The following is a 22240-nucleotide window of genomic DNA, read 5'->3' as shown; positions in this document are numbered from 1 at the left end:
GGTCCGGCCGGACCTGCCGCCGGCGGGTCGCCCGCCGCTCCGGCTCGGCGGCGCGTCGCTCACCGCCCGCGCCGTCGCGGCGACCGCGCGGACCCCGGGTCCGGTCGACCTGCACCTCGACCGCGGCGCGCTCGCCCGCGTGGAGCGCGCCGCCCGGCTGGGGGCGGACCTCAGCACCCGCCGCGCCGTGTACGGGCGCACCACCGGTGTCGGGGCGAACCGCGACGAGACCGCCGTCGCCGACGACCCCACCGGTCACGGCCTGCGCCTGCTGCGCAGCCACTCGGGCGGCGCGGGGGAGGGCTCGACGCCGAGCTCGTGCGGGCGGCGCTGCTGGTCCGGCTCAACCAGCTCCTCGCGGGGCGCTCCGGGGTGTCGCCGGCGCTCGTGCGCGCGCTGGGCGACGCGGTCGCGGCCGACGCGCGGCCCGTCGTGCACCGTCTCGGCGCGATCGGGACCGGCGACCTCGCGCCGCTGGCGCAGATCGCGCTGGCGCTCGCGGGGGAGGGCGCGTGGGAGACGGCCCCGCCGCGGCACGGCCCGGTCCCCGTCGACGCCGGCGACGCGCTGGCGTTCGTCTCGAGCAACGCGGTCACCCTCGCCGAGGCGGCGCTCGCGGCGGGCACGCTCGACGTCGTGGTCGCGTCGAGCCACGCCGTGGCGGCGCTGTCCTACCTCGCGCTCGACGGCAGCCCCGAGGCGTACGCCGACCCCGTGCACCGCGCCCGCCCGCACCCCGGCCAGGTGCGCTGCGCGCAGCGGATGCGCCACCTGCTCGGCATGGAGCGCACCCCGCCGCGCGGCCGGCGCATCCAGGACCCGTTCGGGCTGCGCGCGTTCCCGCAGGTCAACGGGCCGGCCATCGACGCGCTGACGACGCTGCACGGGGTGCTCGACGTCGAGGTCAACGCCGGGGCGGAGAACCCCATGATCGCCGTCGCCGAGGACGACGCCTACCACCACGCGCACTTCCACACCGCCTACGTGGCGGGCGCGCTCGACCACGTGCGGGCCTGCGTGCACGGTGTCGCCGAGCTCTCCGCGGCCCGCCTCGGCGACCTCGTCGAGCCCGAGCAGACCGGCCTGCGGGCGTTCCTCGCCGACGGTCCGCCCGGCAGTTCCGGGGTGATGATCCTCGAGTACATGAGCCACGACGCCCTCGCGGCGCTCCGCCAGGCCGCGCTGCCGGTGACCCTGGGGAGCGCGGTCGTGTCCCGCGGGCTGGAGGACCACGCGAGCTTCTCGACCCAGGCCGCCCGGGCCACCGCCGAGGTGGCGACGGCCTACACCCGGGTGCTGGCGTGCGAGCTCGTGGCGGCGGTACGGGCCCTGCGCCTGCGGCGCCGCGCGGGGCTGCCGACGGCGAGCGCGGCGACCGGCGGGCCCGTCCCGGTGGAGGAGGCGCTGGCCCGCGCCGAGGAGGTCCTCGACCCGCGCACGGAGGACCGCCCGCTGACCGACGACGTCGACGTCGCGGTCGAGCTCCTGCGGGATCCGACCTGGGCGCAGGTCTGAGCCGGGCCGCTGTCGGCGCGGGGTCCGGCCGGACGTTAGGGTCGGCCGGTCCGTGGAGGCCCGGTGGAGGCCTCCGTCGAGGCCTGCGCCCCAGGCCGACGAGAGGCGGGTGACCCCGACGGTGTTCGCCGAGGACGACGCACGTCTGCGTGATCTCCTGACCTCGGGGCGACAGATGGGCGCCGCGACGAGCGTCGAGGACACCCTCGCCCTGATCCTCGCCGCGGCCGTGGACACCTCGCCCGCCACCGACATGGCCGGGGTGCTGCTGCTCGAGGGCCGGGGGAAGATCGTCTCGCCGGCGACCACCGACGAGGTGGTCAACGAGCTCGACCAGGTGCAGGCCGACACCGGCGAGGGCCCGTGCGTGGAGTCGATCTACGACGAGGAGATCGTGCTCGTCCAGGACTTCGCCGAGCACGAGGACCGCTGGCCGCACTTCGTGCGTCGCGCCCTCGACCACGGGGTCCACAGCTCGCTGTCGTTCCAGCTCTACAGCGAGAACAAGCGGGCGGCGTCGCTGAACCTCTTCAGCCGCCGTACCCACGCCTTCGGCGAGGACGACCGCGTCCTCGGCGCGCTGTTCGCGAACCAGGCGGGCCTCGCCCTGCGCGGCGCCCAGCGGGCCGCCCAGCTCGACAGGGCCGTGAGCTCGCGCGACGTCATCGGCACCGCCAAGGGCATCCTCATGGAGCGCTTCGGCCTGAGCGACGACGAGGCGTTCCAGCGCCTGGTGCGCAGCTCGCAGGACACGAACATCAAGCTCGTGGACGTCGCCCGCTGGCTGGTCGGCGAGGCGGGCGGGAAGCCCGACTGACGTCTCAGGAGACGGTCTCCGAGGTCAGCGCGCCCGCCTGCGCCCGCTCGCGCAGCACCGCTTTCTGGACCTTGCCGGTGGCGTTGCGCGGCAGGGCGTCGACCACCGCGATGCGCCGGGGGCGCTTGTAGCGCGCGAGCTGGGCGCGGCAGTGCTCGTCGATCGACCCGGGGGCGGGCGGGTCGTCGGGCTTCGTCGGCACGATCACCGCGAGCGGTGTCTCGCCCCACTTGTCGTCGGCGACCCCGATGAGGGCGACGTCGGCGACCTGCGGGTGGCCGGCGAGGACGTTCTCGACCTCGGCGCAGTAGATGTTCTCGCCGCCCGAGATGATCATGTCCTTCTTGCGGTCGACCACGTAGTAGTAGCCGTCGGTGTCCTGGCGGACCAGGTCGCCCGAGTGGAACCAGCCGCCGCGGAACGCCTCGGCGGTCTGCTCGGGCTTGTCCCAGTAGCCCGACATCACCAGCGGGCCGCGGTAGACGATCTCCCCGACCTCGCCCGGCGCGACGTCGCGCATCTCGTCGTCCACCACCCGGCACTCCACGTTGATCATCGGGGTGCCCACCGAGCCGATCTTCCGGACGGCGTCCTCGCCGCGCAGCGTCGTGGTGACCGGGCTGCACTCGGTCTGGCCGAACGAGGTGACGATGTCGGCGTCCGGGAAGGTCGCGATCATCGTGCGGAGCAGGGCGGTCGACGCCGGCGCCGCGCCCCACGCCGCCTTGCGCAGCGCCGAGAGGTCGCGGTCCTGCGCGGCCACCCGCTCGCAGAGCGCCGCCCACTGCGCCGGGACGAAGAAGCACGCCGTGACCCGCTCGCGCTCGAGGACATCGAGCACGGCGTCGGGGTCGAAGCCGGTCGACGGCGGGATGACCGTGGTGCCGCCCGCGAAGAGCGTCGGCAGGAAGCCCGCGACGCCCGCGATGTGGAACAGCGGCGTGCCCGAGAGCCAGACGCCGGGGCCGCCGGGCCCGCCGAGGTGCATGGTGGTCGAGAAGGCGTGCAGGTACAGGTTGCGGTGGGTGAGCATCGCGCCCTTCGGGGCGCCGGTGGTCCCCGAGGTGTACATGATGAACGCGGTGGCCTCGTCCGGGACGGCGAGCTCGCGGTAGGTGGGGTCGGCGGCGGCGAGGACGTCCTCGAGGTCGTCGCCGATGGTGATCGTCCGGCGGACGTCGGGGGCGTCGGCGCGGGCGTCGCGCAGGGCCCCGGCGGTGACGACGTCGGCGATCGCGACGACGGCGCCCGAGTCGCGCAGCGCGTAGGCGACCTCGGCGGCGACGAGCCGGAAGTTCACCGGCACGCAGATCGCCCCGGCGCGCAGGACGGCGATGTAGGACTCGAGCAGGTCGGCGCTGTTGAGCCCCAGGACCGCGACCCGGTCGCCCGGCTCGACGCCCTCGGCGACCAGCGTGTTCGCCAGGCGCGTGATCCGGTCGTCCGACTGGGCGTAGGTCCGCCGCACCCCCGTGCCGGCGTCGACGAGGACCTCCGCGTCGGGCGTGACCCGGGCCCAGCGGGCCAGGATGTCGCTGAGGGTCATGCCTCGGCCGGTGATCGGCTCCGTCGCCATGCGCGCTCCTCGCCCCGTGGTCGGTCCAGAGGTAGGTCCCGGCGGGAGGCGGTGTCAAGGACGGCGCCGGCGCGGTAGGACTGTCCCGTGAGCCGCATCAACGACGTGGGCGGGATGGTCGGGTTCCCGCCGATCGTCGAGGAGCCGGACGAGCCCGCGTTCCACGCCGACTGGGAGGCGCACGTCGTCGCGCTCAACGCGGCGATGATCCGCCGGGGCGTCTACAACCTCGACGAGTTCCGTGACGCGATCGAGCGCATCCCGCCCGACCAGTACCTCGCCGCGTCGTACTACGAGAAGTGGCTGCGGGCGATCACCACGCTGCTCGCGGAGAAGGGCGTCGTGACCCCGGCGGAGCTCGCCGGTGCCTGACCACCCCGACCGCTTCGCCCCGGGGGATCCCGTGCGCACCCGCATCACCGACCCGCCCGGCCACACCCGCCTGCCCCGCTACGCCCGCGGGGCGCGCGGAGTGATCGTCTCGACCGCCGGGCACCACCCGCTCGCCGACGAGCGCGCCCGCGGCCTCCCCTCGGCGCCGCGGGCGGTCCACCACGTGCGCTTCGCCGCCCGCGACCTGTTCGGCGAGGGCGACCACGCGGTGGTCGTCGAGCTCTGGGAGGACTACCTCGAACCGGACGAGGAGAGGAGCAGCCGGTGAGCACCACCCACGACGACGCGCCGCTCGCGGCGCAGGTGCGGCACCTGGAGGCCGTGCTGGAGGAGCGGGGCTGGCTCGCACCGGGCGAGATCGACGAGCGTCTCGACGCCTTCGCCGCCGGCGGCTCCCCGGCGCACGGCGCGGCGATCGTCGCGCGGGCCTGGATCGACCCGGACTTCCGCGCCCGGCTGCTCGCCGACGCGAGCGCGGCGATCGGCGAGCTCGGGTTCTCGATGGGCGGCGCGCTCCAGGAGCAGGAGCTGATCGTGGTCGCGAACGACGCCGACGAGCACCACGTCGTCGTCTGCACGCTGTGCTCCTGCTACCCGATCGCGCTCCTCGGGCCCTCGCCGAGCTGGTACAAGAGCGAGGCGTACCGCTCGCGGGTGGTCCGTGACCCGCGCGGGGTGCTGGGCGAGCTGGGGCTCGAGCTGCCGGCGTCGACGCGGATCACGGTGTGGGACGCCAGCGCGGAGTCGCGCTACCTCGTGCTGCCGCGCCGCCCCGAGGGCACCGACGACCTCACCGAGGCCGAGCTCGCCGGGCTCGTCACGCGCAAGGGGCTGATCGGGACGGCGGCGGTCTGAGCACTCGCGGTCGGGTGCTACGGTGAGTGCAGTTGCCTTCTTCTTGTCCTCTGTGCTCGAGCTCCGTGGATTGGTCGATTTCGACTCCGCTCGCACAGACGATCTCTCTTCGGTGCGTGCCGTCGGGCAATCACCTGCCGGCGACATCCCGTCGTCCGGCCACGAACGAAAGAGGATGCATGTCCGAAGGCACGGTCAAGTGGTTCAACTCCGAGAAGGGGTTCGGCTTCATCGCCCCCGATGACGGGGCGAAGGACGTCTTCGTCCACTACTCGGCCATCGAGGGTGGTGGCTTCAAGTCCCTCGAGGAGAACCAGCGGGTCAGCTTCGAGTGGAGCCAGGGCCAGAAGGGCCCGCAGGCCGACTCGGTCCGCGCGCTCTGATCACCCCCTCGACCGGGTGACCTGGCCGAGCGCGCCGTCAGGGGCGCGCTCGGCCTACCGGCTGTGGTCCCGCGCCTCATACCCGCGGGGCCACAGCCCCCGTCGTCACGGCGTGTCCGGCCGGACCTGGCTCGTCGCCACGGCCAGGACGACGAAGAGCGCCGCGGCGACGACGCCGACGAGGTGCAGGCTGCCGGTGAAGGCCTCGTGCGCCGCGCGCAGGAGCTCGCCGGCCTCTCCGGCGGGCAGGGTCGCGGCCTCCGCGGCGGCGCCGCTGACCGTCTCGCGCGCCGCGCCGTCGGTCGTCCCCATCGCCCCCCGGTACGCCGCGGCGGCCAGGGTGCCCAGCAGGGCGAGGCCGAGCGCGCCCCCGAGGTAGTTGCCCGTCTCGGCCAGCGAGGCGGCCGCGCCGGCCCGGGTCGCGGGCACGGCGCCGACGATGCTCCCGATGCCCCGCGCGAAGAGCGGGCCGGTCCCGAGCGCGAGCACGGTGACCGCCAGGACCGCGACGGGTGCGCCGCCCTCGACCGGCACGAGCACGAGGAGCAGCGCGCCGAGGGCCGCGAGCGCGAGCCCGCCGGCCACCGCGACGTGCGGGCGCACCCGGCGGACCAGCACCGGCGTCAGCAGCGTCCCCGCGGCCACGCCGAGCCCCATGGGCGCGAACCAGATCGCCGCGGCGACGGGGGAGAGACCGACCACGACCTGCAGGTACTGGGTGACGAGCAGGCCGGTGCCCGCCATCGCCACGCCGGCGCCGACCAGCGCGCCGAGCACGACCGTCACCCGCCGCCGCCGGAACAGGCCGAGGTCGAGCAGCGGGCGCTCGAGGCGGAGCTGCCGGCGGACGAACACCACGCCCACCGTGATGCCGCCGACGAGCGCGGCTCCGGCGGCCACCAGCGGCGCCGTCCCGGTGGCCGCGACCTTGACGCCCCACACCACCGGCAGCACGGCGAGCAGCGAGAGCGCGACGCTCGCGGGGTCGAGCCGCCCCACCAGGGCGAGGGCCGGGTCGCGTGTCGGACGGTCCGCGGGGAGGTCATGACCCGCGGTCGGAGCCGACCCGGTCACCTCGACGTCGTCGTGCCGTGACCGTCGTCACACGACGAGGATGTCGAGGGGCGAGCGGCCGGCTCCGACGTGCTGCCGGACGGCCCCGGTACGCGGGGCCGGCGACCGAGGAGGACCCGTGAAGTACCTGCTGATCATCCAGATGAACCCCGAGGTCTGGGAGTCGCTGTCCGAGGACGAGCGGAACGAGATCGCCTCCGGCCAGCAGGGGTTCATGGACACCATCACCGCGTCGGGGGAGATGGTCGGGACCCACGCGCTCGCCGACCCGTCGCAGAGCGCGGTGGTGCGCGGCCGGCCCGGCGCGGTGACGGTGACCGACGGCCCGTTCCTCGAGGCCAAGGAGTACATGGGCGGCTTCTACGTCGTGGACTGCGACGGTCCCGAGCGCGCGTACGAGCTCGCGGCGATGATCCCCGGCACCGACCGGCTCCCCGTCGAGGTCCGCCCGGTGATCTTCACGGCGGGCTACGGGCTGGGGGAGCCGGACACCCCGTGAGCGCCGACCGCGCCGTCGAGGAGCTGCTGCGCGCCGCGGCGCCGCAGGTCCTCGGCGCGCTGGTCCGCCGCCACGGGCAGTTCGCGCTGTGCGAGGACGCCGTCCAGGAGGCGCTGCTCGCCGCGGCCACCGGCTGGCCGCGCGACGGGGTCCCCGACGAACCGGTCGCCTGGCTCGTCACGGTGGCCGGACGGCGGCTCACCGACCTGCAGCGCAGCGAGTCCTCGCGCCGCCGCCGGGAGGACGCGCTGGCGGCGCGCGACCGGTCCGGGGAGCCGGCCCGCGGACGGTCGACGGCGACCCCGCCGACGACACCCTCGCGCTGCTCCTGCTCTGCGCCCACCCCGCGCTGTCGGAGCCCAGCCGGATCGCGCTGACCCTGCGCGCCGTCGGCGGTCTGCGGACCCGCGAGATCGCGCGGGCGTTCCTCGTCCCCGAGGCGACGATGGCCCAGCGGATCGGCCGGGCGAAGGCGACGATCGCCGACGCCGGCCTCGACGCCCCGCCCGCGTACCGCGACGCACGCCTGGCCAGCGCCCTGCACGTCCTCTACCTGGTCTTCGACGAGGGCTACACGGCCACCGCGGGGCCGTCGCTGACCCGCGTCGACCTCACCGCCGAGGCGATCCGGCTCGTGCGCCGGCTGCACCGCCTGCTGCCCGGCGACGGCGAGGTCGCGGGTCTGCTCGCTCTCATGCTGCTCACCGACGCCCGCCGCGACGCGCGGGTCGGGCCCGACGGGCGGATGGTCGGGCTCGCCGAGCAGGACCGCGCGCGCTGGGACCACGCGGCCATCGCCGAGGCGACCACGCTGCTCGCGGCCGCGCTCGCCGCCGGCCCGCTCGGCCCCTACCAGCTCCAGGCGGCCATCGCGGCCGTGCACGCCGAGGCGGCCGGCGACGCCGACACCGACTGGGCGCAGATCGTCGTCCTCTACGGCCTGCTCGAGCGCCGCACCGACAACCCGGTGGTGACGCTGAACCGCGCGGTCGCCGTCGGCATGGCGCAGGGGCCGCGGGCCGGGCTCGCCGTCCTCGACACCGTCGCCGACGACCCCCGCCTGCGCCGCAGCCACCGCCCCGATGCCGTCCGCGCGCACCTGCTCGAGCGCCTCGGCGACCACGCCGGCGCGTGCGAGCACTACCGGCGGGCGGCCCGCGCCGCGCTCAACCGCGCCGAGCAGCGCTACCTCGAGGAGCGGGCGTCCCGTTCGTCCCCCGACGTCGGTTAGCATTGCTCACGATGAGCGAGCAGTCGGCACTGCGGACCGGGGCGGGCGCCGTCGCGATCACCACCGCCACGGTGCTGCCGGTGTTCCTGCTGGGCGCGCTGTCGGTGCAGATCGGCGCGGAGCTGGGGTTCGACCCGGCCGCGCTGGGCCTCGTGGTGTCCGCCTACTTCGGGGTGTCGGCGCTGGTGTCACTGCCGGTCGGCAAGCTCGTCGAGCGGCTCGGGTCGCGGCGGACCAGCCGGATCGGGCTGGTCGGCGCCGCCGTCGCGATGCTGGCGACGGCCTGGCTCGCCCGCAGCTCCACGGCCGTCGTCGCCATCGTGCTGCTCGGGGCGTGGACCAACGTCATGGGCCAGCTCAGCACCAACCTCACCCTCGCCCGCGCGATGCCGGCGGCGCGGCTCGGGCTGTCGTTCGGGGTCAAGCAGGCCTGCGTCCCGCTGGCGACCCTCCTCGCCGGCCTCGCGGTGCCGGCCGTCGGGCTGACGGTCGGCTGGCGCTGGGCGTACGTGATCGGCGCGGCCATCGCGCTGGCGGCGCTGGCCGTGGCGCCGCACGGGTCGGGGCCCGAGGAGCGCTCCGCCGACCGCACCGCCGAGCGCGCGACCGGTGCGCTCGTCGTCATCGGGATCGCGGCCGGCCTCGGCGCGGCGAGCTCCACGGGCCTGAGCATCTTCCTCGTCGCCTCGGCCGTCGACGGCGGCGTCGCCCCCGGGCTCGCCGGCCTGGTGCTGACGCTGGGCAGCGTCGTCGCGGTGGCCATGCGCATGCTCCACGGGTGGCTCGCCGACCGGCGCGGCGGCGGGCACGTCGCGGTGGTCGCGGGGTGCCTGATCCTCGGGGCGGCGGGTGTCCTGCTGCTCGCGGTGCCGGGCTCGCTCGCGCTGGTCGTCGGCACGGTGCTGGGCTTCGGGCTCGGCTGGTCGTGGCCCGGGCTGCTGCAGTTCGCCGTGGTGCGCCTCAACCCGGCCGCGCCGGCCGCGGCGACCGCGATCGTGCAGGTCGGGGTGTACGCGGGCGGGTGCCTGGGGCCGGTCGGGTTCGGCCTGCTCGCCACGGGGCTCTCGTTCGCGGTGGCCTGGGTCGTCGCCGCGGCGGCGATGCTCGTCGCCGGGCTCGGCGTGCTCGTCGGGCGGCGGATGCTGCTGCGCCACCGCGCGGCGGCCGCGGACCGGGCCGCCGCGCGTGCCGAGATCCCCGCCACCACCTGACCGCGCACCCGGTTCGTCCGGATGGCGCCGTTCGGGAACCCCGTGGGTCGGGCAGCCGTTGTCGCACCGACAGCCATGAAGGAGGTCCCCGTGGGATTTCGCCTGCTGCCCCACGTCCATCCGCGCCACCACATGCGCCGCACGTTCCGGTTCGGGCCGCTGCGCCTGCACGTCGGGCCCGACGGCGTCAGCTGGGGGCTGGGCGCCGGCCGCTGGTCGTGGAACGCGAAGAGCCGGCGTCACACGGTCGACACCCCCGGCCCGGGCTACTGGCAGAGCAAGGGCCGCCGCTGAGGCGTCCCCGCGCCGTCGCCGCGCCGTGGTGGCGCAACCGGGGGAAGGTCACCGGGGCATCGGCACCACGCTGTTGCTCACCTCGCCCGTGGTCGGTGAGAACCGGCGGGTGAGGGCGGTGATCAGGCCCTGGACCAGGCATGATGGCGGCGCCAGGACCTCGACACCACGGAGTCGCTGCAGTGAGTGCCGGACACGCGCACGCGTCGTCGAGCCGCGACGGCGGGGCCGGCACGCTCGTCCACCCGGCCCTGTTCTACGCCGACGACGACGCCTACGTCGCCGGGACGGTCCCCTTCCTGCGCGAGGGTCTGGAGCGCGACGAGCCCGTCATGATGGCCGCGCCGCCCAGCCGTCTCGCCCTCGTGGAGGACGCCCTGGGCCCGCTCGCGGCGCGGGTCGCCCTCCACGACATGACGCTCGCCGGTCGCAACCCCGGCCGCATCATCGCCGGGGTCCTGCGGGCGTTCGTCGACGAGCACGCCGACCGTGGGCGGGTGCGCATCATCGGCGAACCGATCTGGGCCGGGCGCAGCCCGCAGGAGTACGCCGCCGCGGTCCAGCACGAGGCCCTCATCAACGTCGCGCTCGCCGACCGCCCGGCGACCGTGCTCTGCCCGTACGACACCACCGCACTCGCCCCCGCCGCGATCGCCGACGCGCAGCGCACGCACCCCGTCCTCGTCGAGCACGGGCACACCACGTCGAGCGGGCGCTACGTCGACCCCACCGAGCTCGCGCAGGGCGTCGCCGGGCCGCTCGCCGAGCCGACCGAGCTCGGCGAGACGCTCGTGTTCAGCGCGCCGACCGGGCCACGCACGGTGCGCACCGCCGTCGTCGAGCACGCGCTGCGCGCCGGGCTCGACGAGGACCGGGCCGCAGACCTCGCCCTGGCCGCCTACGAGGTCGCGGTGAACACCGTGGTGCACACCGGGCGCCCGGGCCTCCTCGCGCTGTGGACCCGTGGCGCGGGCGCGCCGGGCTGGGAGGCGGTGGAGCCGGCCGCCGTGGTCTGCGAGGTGCAGGACAGCGGCTGGATCGCCGACCCGCTCGTCGGGCGCCACCCCTGCGGCCCCGCCGAGGGCCGGGGCTACGGCCTGCGGCTGGCCCACCAGCTCTGCGACCTCGTGCAGGTCCACAGCGACCCCCGCGACGGGACGACGGTGCGCCTGACCCTCCACCTCCCGACGAGCGGGCTCACCCCGGCGCGCCAGTAGCCGCGCGTCCGGCGACCCCGCGGGTCGAATCGTGACGCTCTCGCGGCCCCCGCCGCGCTCGTCCTCGCGCGGCGTGTTCAGCGAGGAACGTGCGCACGGCCATGGACGCGGCCGGTCGCCTGCTCGTCCTCGAGGTGGTGCTGCCCGAGGGCGACGAGCCGCACGTCGGCAAGCTGCTCGACATCATGATGATCGCCCTGGTCGGGGGCCGGGAGCGCACCGAGCGGGAGTACGCGGCCCTCCTCGACCGCGCCGGCCTGCGCCTCGAGCGGACGATCCCCACCGCGGCACCCGTCGGCGTGCTCGTCGCGGCCCCGCGCGACTGACCGTCCGGGGTGCTCTCGACGGCGCGGCCGGCGAGGAGCAGGGTCGGCGTCCGTGACCGACACCGCCGACGCCCGCCCCCTCCTCCCCGGCGCCGTGGACCGCGTCACCGCCCGGGTCCGCGCCGTGCGCCCCGACGCCTGGGCCGCGCCGAGCCCGTGCACCGCGTGGACCGTCGGCGACCTCGTCGCGCACCTCTGCCTCGAGCACCTCTGGGCACCGCACGTCCTGGCGGGCACGACGATGGACGTGGTCGGCGACCGCTACGAGGGCGACCTGCTCCAGGGCGACCCGCGGGGTGCGTGGGAGCGCGCCGTCGCCCGGTCGCGGCCGGCCTGGACGGCGACCGACACCCACGCCCCCCGCGTGCACACGTCGTTCGGGTGGATCCCGGTCGAGGAGTACGCCGAGCAGATGCTGCTCGACCTCACCGTCCACGAGTGGGACCTCGCGCGCGGCGCCGGCCTCGACGAGGAGCTCGACCCGGTCGGCGTGGACCGCGCGCTCGCGTACGTCCGCGGCGAGCCGGTCATGCTCACCGGCCCCGGGCTGTGGGCCGCCCCGGTGACCCCGCGCAGCGACGAGCCCCGCGACGTGCTCCTCGCGCTGCTCGGACGGCCGGTGTAGGGCAGGTTCTCCGTCATGACGCCCCCCGTGACCGTCGACGTGGACGACGCCGGCCTCGCCGTGGTGACCATCGACCACCCGCCGCTCAACCTCTACGACGAGGACCTGCACGAGGCGCTGCGCGCGGCCGTCGCCGAGCTGGAGGGCGCCCGGCCCCGCGCGGCGCTGGTGCGCGCGGAGGGCAAGGTCGTCAGCGGCGGCGTCGACGTCAAGCAGGTCTTCCACCCGATGGCGCAGGCCGGCGACGTCGGGGGCGGCACCGCGTACTTCGCCGAGCTCGTCGACATCGGCCGGCGCATCCACCACCTGCCGTTCCCGACCGTCTTCGCCGCCCACGGACTGACGCTGACCTGGGCGTTCGAGGTGGCGCTCGCGTGCGACCTCATCATCGCCACGCCGCGGGCGTCGTTCGGGCTCATCGAGGCCACCGTCGGCCTGACCCCGGCGATGGGCGGCACCCAGCGCCTCGCCGAGCGCGCCGGCGCGGGGCGGGCGCGCCTGCTCGTCATGACCGCGGGCCGCTTCGGCGCGGAGGAGCTCGAGGGCTGGGGCGTCGTCGACCGGCTGATGCCCGAGGACGGGTTCGACGACGCCGCGCGGGCGTTCGCCACGCAGCTCGCCACGGGCCCGACCCGGGCGCACGCGGCCACGAAGGAGATCCTGCGCCACCTCGCCGAGGGCGGGCTGGAGGCCGCGCACGAGGTGACCCCGCAGGCGGCGGGCGCGCTGTTCGCGACGGCCGACCTGCGCGGGGCGATGGCGTCGTTCGTCGAGCAGGGCCACGGGAAGGCCACGTTCACCGGCGAGTGACGCGCTCAGGCGCCCTGCTCGACGCGCATGCGCCACGCGTCGGTGACCAGCTCGCCCAGGCGCGCCACGTCGACGGCCTCCAGGCGCAGCAGCACGAGGGGCAGGCCCTCGTACGACGGCGTCGAGAAGAACAGGTCCGGCTCGCCGCGCAGCAGCGCCTGGCGCTCGGCCTCGTCGCCGACGAACAGCACAGCGACGTCGGTGCGCAGCACCCGGCGGCCGCCGGTGCGGTCGGGGTAGGACCAGACGAAGCCCCGCCCGCCCACGCGGAAGTCGAAGCCGTCGCAGTCGCGCTCCTCGACGCCGTCCAGGCCGAGCGCGAGCCGGCGGACGTCGTGCACGTCGGCCATGGCGGCGAAGCTAGCAGCCGCCCCCGTCAGCCCCGCTGGGTCGCGATGTCGGCCAGGCGGCTCAGGGCCTCGGCGTTGCGCGCCTCGACGAAGGGCGCCTGGAGCATGCTCGGCACGAGCCACCCGAGGCCCTGGTCGGCCTCCTCCGCCATGCGGACGCGACACCCCACCTCGGTCGCCTCGAGGGTGAGGACCACCCGCGCGGTCCCGAACGGCCACGCCCGCGCCCGCAGGGTCAGCATGCGGCCGGGGTCGACGTCGAGCACCTCGGTGTCGTCGCCGAGCTGCAGTGGCCACGGACCGACGCTGTGGTGCAGGCGCGACCCGACCGCGGGCCAGGCGTCGTCCACGTCGCGCATGTGCGTCGCACCGACGACCCAGAGGGGGTAGAGCCAGCCGTCCTCCAGGACGGCCCACACCGTGTCGGGGCCGACGGGGACGTCGATCATGGTCTCGGGGTGTCCCATGGCGAGCGGGGTGCCCGATCCGGGGCGAGCTCCCACGGGGGTACGGGAGGGTGCGCGAGGGGCCCGCCGGGTACGCCCGGGCCCATGACCGCAGACAACGGCAGCGCGCCGGGACGGGACCCCCGCGAGCTCGACGACGAGTCCCTGCTCACGGAGCTGGGACACCTCCACGAGACGCGGCACGCCACGTTCCGCCACGGCAGCGACGACGCCCTCGCGGCCCACGACCGCCGCACCCACGAGCTCGAGGACGAGTACCTGCGGCGCTTCCCCGAGCGCGAGGTCGACCCCGCCCGCACCCGGCAGGGCGCGCGCCACGACACCTGAGCGGGGCAGACTGCGACCGGTGATCACCCCGCTCACCGCTCTCGGGCCCGTGCTGCGGGGGCGCGTGCTCTTCGCCGTGCCCACGTGGGTCCCGCGGTTCGTGCTGACGTTCGACGACGGCCCGCACCCGGCGACGACGCCCGCGCTGCTCGACGTCCTGGCCCGCCACGGGGCGCACGCGACGTTCTTCCTGCTCGGCGAGCGGGCGAGCGCGTATCCGGAGCTCGTGGCGCGCATCGCCGCCGAGGGCCACGAGATCGGCAACCACACCTGGCGCGACGAGCCGACGTGGCGGCTGGCGCCCGCCGAGTTCCGGGAGGACCTGCGCGCGACGCAGCGGGTGCTCGCCGCCCACGGCCCGGTGCGCTGGTTCCGGCCCGGCTCCGGGTGGCCGACGCCCCGCCATCTCGCGATCGCCGAGGAGGAGGGCCTGCGCTGCGTGCTGGGCACGGCGGTGGCGATCAGCGGCGCCGGCGCCGGGACGGCCACCACCGCGCGGTGGCTCGACCCCGTCGTGCGCCGCGGCGGGATCGTCGTCCTGCACGAGGGCCCGCAGCGCGTCGGCGTCGCCGGCACCGTCGACGGGCTGCTCGAGCGCACCGCGCGGCGGGGGCTGTCCGCGGTGGCGCTCTCGGACCTCGCCTGAGCTCGCCCGAGCTCTCCTGACGCCCCTAGGACCCCTGGCGCCGGCGCTGACCGCGCCGGACCGCCTCGAGGAACGTGCGCACGAGCAGACCGAGCACGAGGAGGTTGCCCACCATCTGCAGGGTGACCAGCACCCGGCCGGTCTGGCTGACCGCCGCGATGTCGCCGAAGCCGACGGTCGCGAACACCGTCATCGTGAAGTAGACCGCGTCGATGCGGGTCAGCGGCGTGGTGAACGTGCCGGGGTGGGCCGCGGAGAGCAGGACGTAGGTCGCCGCGAACAGCAGGAGGTATAGCGGGATCGCCGTCGCGAACGCCTCGACGGCGCGCAGCGCGGGGTGGCGCGCCTCGACGATCGCGCGCAGCTGCCAGACGATCACGGCGACGAGTGCCGGGAGCCCCACCAGGAAGAGCAGCCACGCGCCGTCGCCGTCGGCGGTCCGCAGCGGCAGCGCGGCGTAGACGAGCAGGAGCAGCACCACGGTCAGCACCGACCGGATGACGGCGAGCGCGACCTCGCGTCCCGAGGGGGACGTCACGGGGGCGACCACGGACGGACGCGGAGCGGGCGCGGCGTCAGCGGTCGTCGTCGACCAGGTGGACGGCGGCCTCCTCGGCGCTCGCCCCGGCGCCGTCGACGCCGACGTCGTCGGCGAAGAAGTCCTCGCCGTCCTCGCGCAGGACCAGCCGCCCCGACCGGCCCTCGCCGACCTCGTCGTCCCACGGCTCGCCGTCGGTGTCGCTGGCGTCGCCGATGCCGTCGCCCCAGCCGCGGTCGGTGGTGTCGGGGTCCTCGCGGCGCAGGCGCCCGGCCAGCGGCTGGCCCTCGCGCTCCTCCTGGGGCGTGGTGCCCCAGGCGTCGGTGCCCCAGGGCTGCTCGTTCGGCGAGATGCCCTCGTCGAGGGGGTCGGCGAGGTCGGGGTCGTCGAGGGACTCGGCCTCGTCGAGCTGCTCGAAGACGAGGTCGTCGCCGGCGTCGCGGTCGTCGCCGGTGGTGGCGTCGGGAGTGGCGTCGGGGGTGGTCACGGGCTCAGTGTGCCCTCCCGACCCCGGCTCAGGTCACCGGTGCCGCGCGGTGCGCGGGCGTGCCGCGTTCGGGGCCGCCGTCGGGAGCGCTGTCGGGAGCGCTGTCGGGAGCGCCGTCGGCAGTACCGTCGGTGGCGGCCACGTCACGCTCGGCGGCCGCATCGTCCGTCGCGGCCGTCCCGGCGCCCGGCTTCTCCGGCTTCGGCGGGCTGTTGGCGCCGATGAGGGCCTCGACCCAGCGCGCGCTCGGGTCGCAGTCGACCAGCACCGCCTTGATCAGCAGCGTGGCCGGGATCGCCAGCAGGGCCCCGAGCGGGCCGAGGATCCAGGCCCAGAAGAGCAGGGCCACGAACGTGATGGTCGTGGAGAGCCCGACGGCGTCGCCGGTGAAGTGCGGCTGGATGAGCGACTGCACGACGGCGTTGAGGATGATGTAGACGACCACCACCGCGAGCGCGAGCTGCCAGCCGCCCACGAGCAGCGCGACGAACGCCGGCGGGATGACCCCGATGATGAAGCCGATGTTCGGGATGAAGTTCGTGATGAACGACAGCAGCCCCCACAGCACCACCAGCGGGATGCCCATGATCGCGAGCGCGATCGAGTCGAGGACCGCGACGATCAGCCCGAACACCGCGGTGACGACGAGGTAGCGCCGCGTGCCCTGGGCGAAGCTCTGCATGGCCTCGACCATGTGGGGCCGGTCGGCGCCGATGGCCGCCAGGCGCCGGCTGGCGCCCCCGGCCTCGGCGACGAGGAAGAGGATGAGGGCGAGGATGAACACCAGGCTCGTCAGCGCGCCGCTCACCCCGGAGAGCAGGCCGCCGACCACGGACGCGATCTGACCGACGTCCACCGACGACGCGGCGGCCCGGGCCTGCTCGGGGTTGAACCCGGCCTGGGTGAGCAGCCGTGAGATCGAGGCGGTCGTCTGCTGGATCTGGCCGGAGTACTGCGGCACCAGGGCGATGAGCTGCCCGACCGACGCCAGCAGCACCCAGACCAGGCCGACGATGACAGCGAAGATCACCACCAGCAGGGTGAGCACGGTCGACCACCCGGGCAGGCCCCGGCGCCGCATCCAGGACTGGATCGGGCTGACCGCGATCACGATCACCAGGGCGAGCAGGATCGGCGCGACGAGCCACGCGCCGGCCTGCAGGCCGGCGATGACGATGACGATGGCCGCCGCACCGAGCAGCAGCATCAGGGCACGGGGGACCCCGGCGCGTGGTGCCCGCGAGTCGGTGCCGGTCGTCGCGGTGCCCGTCGTCGCGGTGATGGTCGACATGCCCGGCGACGCTAGGACCGGGGGCCGCGTCGAGGCTCACCCGTGCGGGGTGAGCACCGGGCGGCGGCCGCTGCCTAGCGTCCGTGGTCGCGCCCTCCCGCCGGGCGTCCGCCCGTCCCGTCCACCCCGGAGGAGACAGCGTGACCACGTCCCCGGACGCCCCGTCGACGGCCGCGACCCGCACGCCGGCGGTCCTGAAGCACGACCGGTTGCGCGCCACGACCTACGGCACCCTGATGGCGATGTCGGTGCTCGCCTACCTGGGCGACTACGACCCACGGCCGGGGGTGGCGGCCGTGACCGTGGCGGGCACGGGCGTCGTGATCTTCCTCGCGGAGACCTACGCGGGCGTGCTCGCCCGCACGCTCACCGGGCGACCGCACTCGGGGCGGCGGATCCTGCGGGCCGTGGTCGCGGACTGTCTCGGCACGGCGCTGCCGGGCGTCGCCGCGGGGGTGATCCTGGTCGTGCTGACCGTCACGGGGCTCGATGCCGGCCCGCTGATCGACATCACGCTCTGGGTCGGGGTGGCCGCGCTCGCGGTGCTGAGCCTGCTGGGCGGGCGAGCGGCACGCCGTCGCCCCGCCGTCCAGCTCGCGTGGGCCGTCGCCTCGCTGCTCGTCGGATCGGCGATCGTGCTGCTCAAGGCCGCGCTGCACTGATCCGGCACGATGACCATCCCCACCGGCCCGCCCGACGGCGGCCCCGACGACCCCGGTGCGCCGCCCGCCTGGCGCGACCGTCTGCGGGACACGCGGACGCGCTACGAGGCGTCGTCGGTCGGCGTGCTCACGCGCCGGATCGTCGACGTGCAGCTCACCAGGCAGGCCCTGCTCCTCGCCGCCCTCGCCCTCATGCTCGTGGTCCCCGCCCTGGTCACCCTCGCCGCGGTCGTGCCGCTCGGCGAGCCCGACGGCGCCGTGGCCGGGCTCGTCCGCCGGCTCGGGCTGACCCCGCAGGCCGCCCACGACCTGCAGCAGCTCTTCCCCACCACCGCGACCGTCTCCGGGGCCACGACCGGGATCGGGCTGGTCCTGACCGTGGTCCTCACCGTGCGCTGGCCGCTCGCGCTCCAGCGCGGGTACGAGCTCGTGTGGGACGTGCCCCACGGCACCGTCCGCGCGCTGTGGCGTCCCCTCGTCTGGCTGCTGGGCTTCCTCGCGATCGTCGGGGCGGCTGCGCTCGTGGATCCGGTCCTCGAGGGGGTCGTGTGGCTCGTCGTGGTCCTCGCCGTCGGGACCCCGCTCGCGATCGCCTGGGCGTGGTGGACCCAGTACCTCCTGCTGGCCGGCCGCGTCCCGTGGCCGCGCCTGCTGCCGGGCGCCGTGCTCATCGGCCTCGGGCTCGTGGGTCTGCGGCTCGCCGCGACGCTCGTGCTGTCGCCGGCGATCACGTCGCACTACCGACAGTACGGGCCGCTCGGGATCGTCTTCGTGCTGCTGTCGTGGTTCGTGGCCTTCGGGGTCGTGATGCTGGGCGGCGCGCTCGTGGGTCACTTCGTGGCGGTCGGCCTCCCCGCCCGTCCGCCGGCGGGCTCACCCCGCGCGGATGAGGTCGCGGGCGACGCCCGCGGCGAGAGTCCGGGCGAGCCCTCCGCGCCGTCGATCGCGCCGGTGCCCGAGGGCGGCCCGTGGCACCGAGGAGGATGACCGATGGCGACCCTGACCGCGTGGAAGTTCCCGACCCCGGAGGGGGCGGACCAGGCGCTCGCGACGCTCGAACGGCTCCAGAAGGAGGAGCTGATCCAGGTCCTGGACGCGGCCGTCGTGACCTGGCCCGCCGACCGCAAGCGGCCGAAGACCCGGCAGCTGCACAACCTGGCGGGCGGCGGTGCCCTCGGCGGCAGCTTCTGGGGCCTGCTGTTCGGCCTGATCTTCTTCGTCCCGCTGCTCGGGCTCGTCGTCGGCGCCGCGGCCGGCGCCGCCGCCGGGGCGATGTCGGACGTCGGGATCGACGACGACTTCATCGACGACGTGCGCTCCAAGGTGACGCCGGGAACGTCGGCGCTGTTCGCCCTGACCGCGAACGCCGTCACCGACAAGGTCGCCGACGCGTTCCGCGGCAGTCACGCCGAGCTGCTGCACACCAACCTCTCGAGCGACCAGGAGACGCAGCTGCGTGAGGTGTTCTCCGACGTCGACGAGCAGGAGCCGGTGAAGGCCTGAGCCCGGACCCCCGGGGGTCGGGCGGCGCGTCAGGCGTCGCCCGACTCCCGGACCTGCCGCAACGAGACCAGCTCGAGCCCCAGCTCCTGGATGCGGTCGAGGATCCCGTGCACCTCGTCGGCGTCGTGCGACCAGCCCGACAGGACGGTCTCCGCGGGCACCTCGACGACGGCCATGTCCGCGAAGGCGGCCCGCGCCCGGTCGGAGAGCCGCCCGCTGACCCGGATCTCGAAGCGTCCCGCCACCGCCGTCTCCTCGCCTCTCCCACGGGGCCCGGTCGGCCGCCGACGGTCCCGATGCTCGTCGCGGGAACGGTGCGCCCGCCTCATCCCGGGCAGGTGAACGGGGGCGGAACGGGATCGGGACGGGGGTCAGACCAGCAGTCCGCGCTGCCGCGCCTCGGCGACGGCGCCCCGCCGGGTCGACACCCCGAGCTTGGCGTAGATCGACCGGATCTGGGTCTTGACGGTGTTCACCGAGACCACGAGCTCCTCGGCCATCGTCGGGGCGTCGAGCAGCGAGGGGAGCAGGGCGAGGACGACGAGCTCCCGCTCGGACAGCGGCGGGGCGGGCTCGTCGGTGACCGCGGCGCAGGCGGCGGCGAGCCGGCGGGCGTGGCCGCGGGCGACCGGCGTGGCCGGCGTGGCCGGCTGCTCCAGGACCAGAGCCCGGACCAGCGGGCCGGCGAGTGCGAAGGGGCGCACGAGGTCGCGGGTCCGCCCGAGGGCGAGGGCGGCGTCGAGCGCACCCCGGCCGCCGGCGGGGTCGCCGGCCCGCAGGGCGGCCTCGGCCTCGACGAGACGGGCCTCGACGAGCACGGTCGCCGGCGAACGGCGCAGCGGGGCCACCGCGGCCCGGGCGGCCTCCCAGCGTCCCGTCGCCGCCTCGGTCCACGCCCGCATCAGGGCCTCGGCGTCCGTCGACGTGCCGACCCGCTCGGCGAGCCACGCGGCGACCTCGCCCGCGGCGCGCAGGTTGCCCAGCCGCAGCGCCGCGCGGTGCTCGAGCAGCGCGAGGGCCTCCGCGAGCGGGGCGGGCAGGGGCGCGGCGCCCAGGTCGGCCCGGGCCGCGCGGGCCGCGGCCAGCCCCTCACCGCGGCACCCCAGGTCGCCGACCGCGCTGCCGTGCACCGCGCGCAGGGCGTACCGGTCGGCCGGGGCGAGCGGGCCGGGGCCACCCGTGCCGCCCGTGCCGCCCGGGCCGTCTGGGCCGTCCGTGCCGCCCGTGCCGCCCGCGCCGCCCGTGCCGCCCGCGTCGTCGAGGAGGCGCGCGCAGCGGTCCGCGGCGCGGGCGGGGTCGCCGCGCAGCAGGTCGGACCAGGCGAGCAGCGCGACGGTGCGCGCCGTGCGGGGCCGGTGCTCCGGGGCGCTCACGGTGTTCACGGCGCTCACGGCGGCCTCCCCGGGGCCGGCCACTCCGGCGGCGTCGCCCTCGGCCACCGCGGCGAGCGCGAGCTCGGCGAGGGCGGCCTGCTCGAGGTGGGGGAGGGGGGTACGGCCCTCGCCGCGGGCCGCGGCCAGCGCGCGGTGGAGCTCACCGCGGGCGGTGGCGGCGCCGGCGGCGTCGCCGGGCGCGGTGAGCAGGGCGGTCCCGCGGGCGAGGTGCAGGAGGCCGGCGACGCCCGGGTCGTCGGCGACCGTGTCCTTCCGGACCGTGGTCCGGACGCCGGCGAGCAGCTCGCAGGCCGCGCGCAGGGCCGCGAGGTCCGGGCCGGGGGCGGCGGGCCAGGCCTGCCGGGCCAGCCGCAGCCGCACCGCGGCGGCCGGGCGCTCGCCTGCGTGGAGGTGGGCGAGCGCCGCGACCAGCGCCACGGTCGGGGCGGCGCGCAGGGCGTCGGTGCCGGCCGTCCGCAGGGCCCGGCGCAGGGTGACGAGCTCGCCGCGCAGCAGCAGCGGCACGGCGAGCCGGCCGAGGAGCTCGGCGGTGAGGGCCGGGTCCTCGGCGCGCTCGGCGTGGTGGAGGGCATGGGCCGCGTCGCCCGGCTCGGCGTGCTCGGCGCGCTCGGCCCACCACCGCGCCGCGATGGCGTGCTGGCGGCGGTGACGCTCCGGCCGCCGCCGGGCGAGGTCCGCGGCCAGGTGCGCGCGCAGCAGGACGTGGAGGCGGTGCTCGCCCGGGGCGACGCGCTCGACCATCCCCAGGCCGTGGGCGAGCTCCTCCAGCCGCCGGGCGACGTCGGCGTGCCCGGAGAGCGTCACCGCGAGCGCGTCCGGCAGGCGGCGGCAGACGCCGAGGTCGTCGAGCAGCGAGCGGTCGGCGGGGTCGAGGCCGGCGAGGAGCTCGCCGCCGAGGTAGTCGGCGATCGAGCGATCGTCGCCGGAGAACCGCGCGAGGAAGCCCGGCGCGTCGCCCTCGCGGCGCAGGGCGAGCACCGCGAGCCGCAGCCCGGCCGCCCAGCCGTCCGTGCGTCGGTGCAGGGTCGCGACGTCCTCGTCCCCCAGCGTCACCCCGCTGGCCGCGGCGAGGGCGCCCGCGTCGGTGACGGAGAACCGCAGCCCGTCGGCGCGCAGCTCCCGCAGCCCGTCCTCGAGGCGGAGCCGGGGCAGGCCGACGGCCGGGTCGGAGCGGGCCGCGATCACCAGGCGCAGCCCGGGCGGGCGGTGGCGCACCAGCCGGGCCAGCGCGCGGACCCCGGCCGGCCGGTCGGCGAGGTCGTGGACGTCGTCGAGCACGAGGCGCAACGGGCCGGGCAGGGCCGCGAGGCCCTCGAGCAACGTGTCGGCGAGGGCCTCGCCGTCCCCGGCCAGGTCGTGCAGCGGGCTGCCGGCGGGGACGGCGCCGGTCGCGAGCACGGCCGCGAGGACCGCCGACCAGAAGCGGTCCGGGTCGGCGTCGTCCCGGTCCAGGCCCACCCAGGCCGTCGGACCGGTGCCGTGGCGGGCCCACTCGGCGAGCACGACGGTCTTGCCCGACCCCGCCGGCGCGACGACCGCCACGAGCGTCCCGGGATCGGCCGCCTCCAGGTGCCGCCACAGCGCGGGGCGCGGCACGTGCCAGGCGGGCAGTGCCGGCACCGCCGTCCTGCTCGCGAGGATGCGGACCATCTCGGGCGACCTCCGACTCGTCGCCACGGAGGGTGTCGGCGGGGCGGGTGAGACGGCGTCGTCCGCCGGGGATGAGGACATCAGGAGCACGCCCACGAC

The 22240-nt window shown here is 76.2% G+C and carries 26 protein-coding genes and 2 pseudogenes; 19 read left to right on the top strand and 9 right to left on the bottom strand.

Annotated elements, in window-relative coordinates; all coding sequences use genetic code 11:
* Window positions 1–13: 13 nt before the first annotated feature.
* Both PGB27_RS23705 and PGB27_RS23700 read left to right on the top strand, forming a co-directional pair.
* Window positions 14–1515: pseudogene (locus tag PGB27_RS23705) on the top strand (aromatic amino acid ammonia-lyase).
* Between the two features lie 109 nt (window positions 1516–1624).
* On the top strand, window positions 1625–2332 hold the full coding sequence (locus PGB27_RS23700; RefSeq protein WP_274202894.1) for a GAF and ANTAR domain-containing protein: 708 nt from the start codon (window positions 1625–1627) through the stop codon (window positions 2330–2332).
* Between the two features lie 4 nt (window positions 2333–2336).
* Here the strand turns inward: PGB27_RS23700 and PGB27_RS23695 are convergent, their stop codons facing one another.
* Window positions 2337–3908: a long-chain-fatty-acid--CoA ligase gene (locus PGB27_RS23695; protein WP_274202893.1), complete on the bottom strand. Its 1572-nt coding sequence runs from the start codon at window positions 3906–3908 to the stop codon at window positions 2337–2339.
* Window positions 3909–3995: 87 nt separating this feature from the next.
* Between PGB27_RS23695 and PGB27_RS23690 the strand changes: the two genes are divergently transcribed.
* The 4 genes from PGB27_RS23690 to PGB27_RS23675 all read left to right on the top strand — a co-directional run bounded on the left by PGB27_RS23690 (window position 3996) and on the right by PGB27_RS23675 (window position 5539).
* On the top strand, window positions 3996–4280 hold the full coding sequence (locus tag PGB27_RS23690; protein ID WP_274202892.1) for an SH3-like domain-containing protein: 285 nt from the start codon (window positions 3996–3998) through the stop codon (window positions 4278–4280).
* Window positions 4273–4569 carry an SH3-like domain-containing protein gene (locus PGB27_RS23685; RefSeq protein WP_274202891.1) on the top strand — a complete coding sequence of 99 codons (297 nt, stop codon included), beginning with the start codon at window positions 4273–4275 and terminating at the stop codon, window positions 4567–4569. Before PGB27_RS23690 ends, PGB27_RS23685 begins: the two co-directional genes overlap by 8 nt.
* Window positions 4566–5156, top strand: coding sequence for a nitrile hydratase subunit alpha (locus PGB27_RS23680; protein ID WP_274202890.1), 591 nt, complete (start codon window positions 4566–4568; stop codon window positions 5154–5156). The genes PGB27_RS23685 and PGB27_RS23680 overlap by 4 nt, the downstream gene beginning before the upstream one ends.
* A gap of 179 nt (window positions 5157–5335) precedes the next feature.
* Window positions 5336–5539 (top strand): cold-shock protein, encoded by a 204-nt coding sequence (locus PGB27_RS23675; RefSeq protein WP_274202889.1) that lies wholly within the window; start codon window positions 5336–5338, stop codon window positions 5537–5539.
* Window positions 5540–5644: 105 nt separating this feature from the next.
* Here the strand turns inward: PGB27_RS23675 and PGB27_RS23670 are convergent, their stop codons facing one another.
* Window positions 5645–6613 (bottom strand): MFS transporter, encoded by a 969-nt coding sequence (locus tag PGB27_RS23670; RefSeq protein ID WP_274202888.1) that lies wholly within the window; start codon window positions 6611–6613, stop codon window positions 5645–5647.
* Between the two features lie 118 nt (window positions 6614–6731).
* Between PGB27_RS23670 and PGB27_RS23665 the strand changes: the two genes are divergently transcribed.
* From PGB27_RS23665 to PGB27_RS23630, 8 genes and pseudogenes are all read left to right on the top strand, one after another.
* Window positions 6732–7112: a YciI family protein gene (locus PGB27_RS23665; RefSeq protein WP_274202887.1), complete on the top strand. Its 381-nt coding sequence runs from the start codon at window positions 6732–6734 to the stop codon at window positions 7110–7112.
* Window positions 7109–8343 (top strand): annotated as a pseudogene (locus PGB27_RS23660) (RNA polymerase sigma factor). Before PGB27_RS23665 ends, PGB27_RS23660 begins: the two are co-directional and overlap by 4 nt.
* An 11-nt stretch (window positions 8344–8354) precedes the next feature.
* Window positions 8355–9554, top strand: a complete 1200-nt coding sequence (locus tag PGB27_RS23655; RefSeq protein WP_274202886.1) for an MFS transporter — start codon at window positions 8355–8357, stop codon at window positions 9552–9554.
* A gap of 90 nt (window positions 9555–9644) precedes the next feature.
* Window positions 9645–9848, top strand: coding sequence for a DUF4236 domain-containing protein (locus PGB27_RS23650; protein WP_274202885.1), 204 nt, complete (start codon window positions 9645–9647; stop codon window positions 9846–9848).
* 182 nt (window positions 9849–10030) lie between these two features.
* The gene (locus PGB27_RS23645) at window positions 10031–11065 is read left to right on the top strand and encodes a sensor histidine kinase (RefSeq protein WP_274202884.1); all 1035 of its coding nucleotides are present in this window, start codon (window positions 10031–10033) and stop codon (window positions 11063–11065) included.
* An 89-nt stretch (window positions 11066–11154) separates the two neighbouring features.
* Window positions 11155–11391 (top strand): methyltransferase, encoded by a 237-nt coding sequence (locus tag PGB27_RS23640; RefSeq protein WP_274202883.1) that lies wholly within the window; start codon window positions 11155–11157, stop codon window positions 11389–11391.
* Between the two features lie 52 nt (window positions 11392–11443).
* The gene (locus tag PGB27_RS23635) at window positions 11444–12016 is read left to right on the top strand and encodes a TIGR03086 family metal-binding protein (protein WP_274202882.1); all 573 of its coding nucleotides are present in this window, start codon (window positions 11444–11446) and stop codon (window positions 12014–12016) included.
* 15 nt (window positions 12017–12031) lie between these two features.
* Window positions 12032–12826 (top strand): enoyl-CoA hydratase/isomerase family protein, encoded by a 795-nt coding sequence (locus PGB27_RS23630; protein WP_274202881.1) that lies wholly within the window; start codon window positions 12032–12034, stop codon window positions 12824–12826.
* A 5-nt stretch (window positions 12827–12831) separates the two neighbouring features.
* Here the strand turns inward: PGB27_RS23630 and PGB27_RS23625 are convergent, their stop codons facing one another.
* Both PGB27_RS23625 and PGB27_RS23620 read right to left on the bottom strand, forming a co-directional pair.
* Window positions 12832–13176, bottom strand: coding sequence for an MmcQ/YjbR family DNA-binding protein (locus tag PGB27_RS23625; RefSeq protein ID WP_274202880.1), 345 nt, complete (start codon window positions 13174–13176; stop codon window positions 12832–12834).
* A gap of 26 nt (window positions 13177–13202) precedes the next feature.
* Window positions 13203–13643 carry an SRPBCC family protein gene (locus PGB27_RS23620; RefSeq protein WP_274202879.1) on the bottom strand — a complete coding sequence of 147 codons (441 nt, stop codon included), beginning with the start codon at window positions 13641–13643 and terminating at the stop codon, window positions 13203–13205.
* Window positions 13644–13727: 84 nt separating this feature from the next.
* Here PGB27_RS23620 and PGB27_RS23615 point away from each other — a divergent pair, with 84 nt between their 5' ends.
* On the top strand, window positions 13728–13970 hold the full coding sequence (locus PGB27_RS23615; protein ID WP_274202878.1) for a DUF6158 family protein: 243 nt from the start codon (window positions 13728–13730) through the stop codon (window positions 13968–13970).
* A gap of 19 nt (window positions 13971–13989) precedes the next feature.
* Window positions 13990–14616 (top strand): polysaccharide deacetylase family protein, encoded by a 627-nt coding sequence (locus tag PGB27_RS23610; protein ID WP_274202877.1) that lies wholly within the window; start codon window positions 13990–13992, stop codon window positions 14614–14616.
* A gap of 25 nt (window positions 14617–14641) precedes the next feature.
* On the opposite strand, the gene PGB27_RS23605 is transcribed toward PGB27_RS23610, so the two are convergent.
* From PGB27_RS23605 to PGB27_RS23595, 3 genes are read right to left on the bottom strand one after another with little or no spacing between them, the layout of a single operon-like run.
* Window positions 14642–15154: a potassium channel family protein gene (locus PGB27_RS23605; RefSeq protein WP_274202876.1), complete on the bottom strand. Its 513-nt coding sequence runs from the start codon at window positions 15152–15154 to the stop codon at window positions 14642–14644.
* Between the two features lie 37 nt (window positions 15155–15191).
* Window positions 15192–15641, bottom strand: a complete 450-nt coding sequence (locus PGB27_RS23600; protein ID WP_274202875.1) for a DUF5709 domain-containing protein — start codon at window positions 15639–15641, stop codon at window positions 15192–15194.
* Between the two features lie 28 nt (window positions 15642–15669).
* The gene (locus tag PGB27_RS23595) at window positions 15670–16932 is read right to left on the bottom strand and encodes an AI-2E family transporter (protein ID WP_274202874.1); all 1263 of its coding nucleotides are present in this window, start codon (window positions 16930–16932) and stop codon (window positions 15670–15672) included.
* A 140-nt stretch (window positions 16933–17072) separates the two neighbouring features.
* Between PGB27_RS23595 and PGB27_RS23590 the strand changes: the two genes are divergently transcribed.
* From PGB27_RS23590 to PGB27_RS23580, 3 genes are read left to right on the top strand one after another with little or no spacing between them, the layout of a single operon-like run.
* A complete protein-coding gene (locus PGB27_RS23590) occupies window positions 17073–17594 on the top strand; it encodes a hypothetical protein (protein ID WP_274202873.1) in 522 nt (173 codons plus the stop codon).
* 9 nt (window positions 17595–17603) lie between these two features.
* Window positions 17604–18581 carry a YhjD/YihY/BrkB family envelope integrity protein gene (locus tag PGB27_RS23585; protein ID WP_274202872.1) on the top strand — a complete coding sequence of 326 codons (978 nt, stop codon included), beginning with the start codon at window positions 17604–17606 and terminating at the stop codon, window positions 18579–18581.
* Between the two features lie 3 nt (window positions 18582–18584).
* Window positions 18585–19097 (top strand): DUF1269 domain-containing protein, encoded by a 513-nt coding sequence (locus tag PGB27_RS23580; RefSeq protein WP_274202871.1) that lies wholly within the window; start codon window positions 18585–18587, stop codon window positions 19095–19097.
* Window positions 19098–19126: 29 nt separating this feature from the next.
* Here PGB27_RS23580 and PGB27_RS23575 read toward each other — a convergent pair whose 3' ends face one another.
* Window positions 19127–19342, bottom strand: a complete 216-nt coding sequence (locus PGB27_RS23575) for a hypothetical protein (protein ID WP_274202870.1) — start codon at window positions 19340–19342, stop codon at window positions 19127–19129.
* A gap of 126 nt (window positions 19343–19468) precedes the next feature.
* Complete coding sequence (locus tag PGB27_RS23570; protein WP_274202869.1) at window positions 19469–22141, bottom strand: LuxR C-terminal-related transcriptional regulator; 2673 nt, start codon at window positions 22139–22141, stop codon at window positions 19469–19471.
* Window positions 22142–22240 lie beyond the last annotated feature (99 nt).

This window comes from Actinomycetospora lemnae (genome assembly GCF_028737315.1).
In the GTDB taxonomy this organism is placed as follows: Bacteria; Actinomycetota; Actinomycetes; order Mycobacteriales; family Pseudonocardiaceae; genus Actinomycetospora; species Actinomycetospora lemnae.
Note: the sequence above shows the minus strand (reverse complement) of the source record. Positions and strands in the feature narration are given on the sequence as shown.